At 75.4% G+C, this 4,060-nt stretch carries 3 protein-coding genes; 2 read left to right on the top strand and 1 reads right to left on the bottom strand.

Annotation, left to right across the window (positions count from 1 at the left end; genetic code table 11):
* A partial coding sequence (locus tag AB0E96_RS39165) for a cytosine permease (RefSeq protein WP_359831328.1) occupies nt 1-1,487 on the bottom strand: 1,487 nt, incomplete at its 3' end.
* Nucleotides 1,488-1,558: 71 nt separating this feature from the next.
* Between AB0E96_RS39165 and AB0E96_RS39160 the strand changes: the two genes are divergently transcribed.
* Both AB0E96_RS39160 and AB0E96_RS39155 read left to right on the top strand, forming a co-directional pair.
* On the top strand, nt 1,559-2,203 hold the full coding sequence (locus AB0E96_RS39160; RefSeq protein ID WP_359831326.1) for a TetR family transcriptional regulator C-terminal domain-containing protein: 645 nt from the start codon (nt 1,559-1,561) through the stop codon (nt 2,201-2,203).
* 76 nt (nt 2,204-2,279) lie between these two features.
* Nucleotides 2,280-3,953 (top strand): amidohydrolase, encoded by a 1,674-nt coding sequence (locus AB0E96_RS39155; RefSeq protein WP_359831325.1) that lies wholly within the window; start codon nt 2,280-2,282, stop codon nt 3,951-3,953.
* Nucleotides 3,954-4,060 lie beyond the last annotated feature (107 nt).

Raw genomic sequence — 4,060 nt, 5'->3', positions numbered from 1 at the left:
GGCGAGACGGTCTTGAGCAGGCCCTCGACGGTGGTGCGCAGCTTGGCCTGGTCGCGGTGGCGCAGCAGGACCGCCACCGTCACACCCGACGGCAGCGCGACGTCCGCGCCGGCCAGCGCGGCCAACGGGCCGGTGTAGAGGGTGTCCACGCCGAGGGCCGCGGCCGTGACACCGCCCGCGACGGCGACGGCGCCGGCCGGGTTGACGCCGGCGCGGTACCAGAAGGGGCTGCCGGGGCTCTCGTCACCGAGGGCGCGGCCGTCGTAGCGGTTGCGGCGCAGCAGGATGTCGGTCGCGTACACGGCGGTGCTGGGGCCGAGGAGTACGACGGTCAGCTGGAGCACGTTGCTGACGGTGTCGAGGAAGTCGGAGACCAGCAGGGCGTACAGCGTCAGCGAGACCGCGACGGCGCCGTCCAGCAGCACGCTGCGGGTGCGTCGGACGCGGAGGCCGACCGCCTGGAGGGCGAGGCCCGCACTGTACGCGGTGAGGGCGTTGACGGCGATGGTGCCGACCACCAGGGAGAGCAGGAAGACGGGGTCGAACCAGCCGGGCAGGATCTGCCGGAGCGCGGCCTGCGGGTCGGCCATGTCGACGGCGGTGGCGCCGAGCACGCCGAGGCCACCGACCACCACGCTGGGCAGGAAGCCCCCGAGGGCGGTCCAGCCGAGGACCGCGCGCGGGGCGGTGGCCGCGGGCAGGTAGCGGGAGAAGTCCGCGCTGGTGGTGTAGGAGAGCGGGCCGGAGGCGATCAGGGTGACGCCGGCCAGGACGGCCGCCAGGAGCCGGCCGCCGGAGAGCGGCTCGGGCTGGGTCCAGCCGAGGTCGGCGTGCGTGACGATGGTGTACCCGACCACCGCGAACACCGCGGTGAGGGCGAGGGTGATCGGCAGGTAGAGCCGGACGATCAGCGCGTGCCCGTAGACGCTGATGGTGAGGGTGAGCACGACGATCGCGATCACGATGGCGACCTTGATCGGGGTGGTGGGGCTGATCCCCGCCTCCTCGGCGAGCGAGAAGGCGGCGACGGCGGCCGCAGCGAGGTTCAGCGCGAAGTAGCAGACGGAGATCATCCAGCCGGTGACGGCGTTGTTCACCCGGTTGCCCCGGATTCCGTACATGGCGCGGGTGATGACTTCGCTGGGCGCACCGGCGGCCGGTCCGGAGACCGCGAGCAGCCCGGTGACCAGCCAGAACAGGTTGCCGAGGACGACCACGGCGAAGGCCTGCCAGGGGGCGAGGCCGCTCAGGACCAGGGCGCCGCCGACCACCAGGTTGAGGTAGTTGACGCCGGCCGCCGCCCAGATCGCGAACAGCTCGCGGGGGCGCCCGCGCCGTTCGCCGTCGGGGATGCGGTCGATGCCGTGGACCTCGACCCGGGCGCCGCGTTCCCGTCCGAGCGGGGCTCCCGGGGGCGGGGCGAGGTCCGGCGGGACATGGGGGTGGTCCGGTGAGGTGTCGGGGTGGTCCGGGAGCGTGGACGCCATTGGGGGCCCTCCGTGGGGGTGTCGTGCCCACCTGCTTGCTTATTGGTCGCACACTCAATAGCATCCGGCACATGACGTCAAGCGTTCAGCGCAAGCGGGTTCGCAAGTCCCCCGAGGACCGCCGGGCGGAGATCGTCGGCGCAGCGGCCGAGGTCGCCCTCACCGAGGGCCTGGAGTGCATCACCCTCCGCCGGATCGCCGACCAGCTGGCCGTCCGGCCCGGCCTGATCAGCCACTACTTCCCCGCCGTCGAGGACCTCGTCGCCGAGGCCTTCGGCAGCGCGGCCACCGCCGAACTCGACGCACTGCTGCCCGCCGACCCGAGGGACGGCTCGCCCCTGCGGCACCTGGGCCGCTTCTTCGCCCGCACCACCGGCCCCTCCTACGACGACGTCAGCCGACTGTGGCTCAACGCCCGCCACCTCAGCCGCTACCGCCCCGTCCTGCGCGACCGCGTGCTCGACCAGGAGACCGCCTGGCGCGGCCGGCTCGGCGGCCTGATCGCCGCCGGCGTCGAACGGGGCGAGTTCCACGCCGACGACCCGGTCCTGGCGGCCGTCCGGATCCTCGTCGTGATCGACGGCCTGGCCGGCCACGCCAACACCGGCCTGCGCAACCACCCGTCCTCCGTCACCCGACTCGCCGCCGCCACCGCCGAACGCGAACTGGGCCTGACCGAAGGCGCGTTGGACTCACCGGACCCCGGGCAGTCCTGACACCCGCCCCGCAGGCCCCGCACGCCCCGTCCCTCACAGCCCACTCCCCCACGCCCGCACCACCCCTGGAGCCGAAGTGCGCACCTCCCTCGTCCTCCTCTCCGCGCGCCTGCTCGATCCCGCCTCCGGCGGCTTCCTCCCGCAGACCGCCCTCGCCGTCGTGGACGGCCGGATCGCCGCCCTCGGCGACGACCGCGCCATCCGCGCACTCGCCGACCCCACGACCACGGTGATCGACCTCAAGGGCGCCGTGGTCACCCCCGGCCTGGTCGACGGCCACCTGCACCCGGTGTCCGGCGCCGAACTCACCCACGGCCTGGACCTCTCCGGCTGCACCGACCTGGCCGACGTCCGCGCCGCCCTCGCCGCCGAGGCCGGGCGCCTCACCCCCGGCGCCTGGCTGCACGCCTGGGGCCTGGACCCGAACGTCTTCGGCGGCCGCCCCGTGGAATCCGCCGCGCTGGCCCCCGTCCTGGACGGCGTCCCGGCCCTGCTCCAGCTCTTCGACGCCCACTCCATGCTCGCCAGCCCGCGCGCCCTGGAGCTGGCCGGCGTGGACGGCCCGCGCGGCTTCGACCAGGCCGCCGAGGTGGTCTGCGACGCCCAGGGCCGTCCCACCGGCCTGCTGCTGGAGGACGCCGCCTGCGAGCTGGTCGAGCGCGCCGCCCCACAGCCCACCCGCGCCGAACGCCGCGACCGCCTCGCCGCCGCCCTGCGCGCCATGGCCGCGACCGGCCTCACCGGTGGCCACGCGATGGACGCCAACGGCGACAGCCTCGACCTCCTCGCCGAGCTGGACGAGGCCGACGCGCTGCCGCTGCGGCTGCGCGTCGCCCCCTGGTGCCAGCCCGGAGTGGACGCGGAGGGGCTGCGCGCGCTGGTCGAACAGCAGGGCCGGGGCGGCCGCCTCTGGCGGGTGGACGGAGTCAAACTGTTCATGGACGGCACGATCGACAACGGCACCGCCTGGCTGGAACAGCCGGACGACCACGGCGAGTCCACCCACGCGTTCTGGCCGGACCCGGCCCACTACACCCACGTCGTACGGGAACTGCACCGCGCCGGGGTGCCGACGGCCACCCACGCGATCGGCGACGCGGCCGTCCGGCACGCGCTCGACTCGATCGAGCAGGCGACGGGCAGGACGGCGGACAGGACGGCGGACAGGACGGCGGACAGGACGGCGACGGGCCCGGAGGCCCGCGCCGTCCGCCACCGGATCGAGCACATCGAGACCGTCCCGGACGCGGTGATCCGACGCTTCGCCGAACTGGACGTGATCGCCTCCATGCAGCCCACCCACTGCTGCGACTTCACCCGGGCCGACCACACCGACAACTGGTCCCGCCGCCTCGGCGAGGAACGCGCCGACCGCGCCTGGCGCTGCCGGGACCTCTGGGACGCCGGCGCCACCGTCGTCCTCGGATCGGACTGGCCGATCGCCGCCTACTCGCCCCTCGGCGTCATGGCGGGCGCCCGCCACCGCCGCCCCACCCGCGACCTGAGCCAGGCCCCGCACAACCCCGGGCAGGCGCTCACCGCCGCGGAGGCCCTGCTGGCGATGACCGCCAACGCCGCCCACGCGGCCGGCGAGGAGCGGCTGGCCGGCCGGATCGCCGTCGGCCACCGCGCGGACCTCACCGTGCTCGGCGCCGACCCGCTCACCACCCCGGCCACCGAACTCGCGGACGTCCCGGTGCTGTTGACCGTCCTGGCCGGCCGGCCGACCCACCGGTCCGCCGCACTCTGAACCGGCCCCGGGCCCGCGGCGGTCCGCCCACCCGGGCCCCGGGGCGGGGGCCCACCCGAGCGCGCCGGGGGCGTCGTCCCCGCGCCCGGGCGCGCCCACGACCCGGC

Origin of the sequence: Kitasatospora sp. NPDC036755 (assembly GCF_040636595.1) — a bacterium.
Classification (GTDB): Bacteria; Actinomycetota; Actinomycetes; order Streptomycetales; family Streptomycetaceae; genus Kitasatospora.
The sequence above is the reverse complement of the archived record's forward strand: the minus strand, read 5'-3'. Positions and strand labels throughout refer to the sequence as shown.

What these genes read in the sequence shown, in the direction of transcription:
- AB0E96_RS39160 (WP_359831326.1), top strand. Translation starts at nt 1,559, where the DNA reads ATGACGTCAAGCGTTCAGCGCAAGCGGGTTCGCAAGTCCCCCGAGGAC.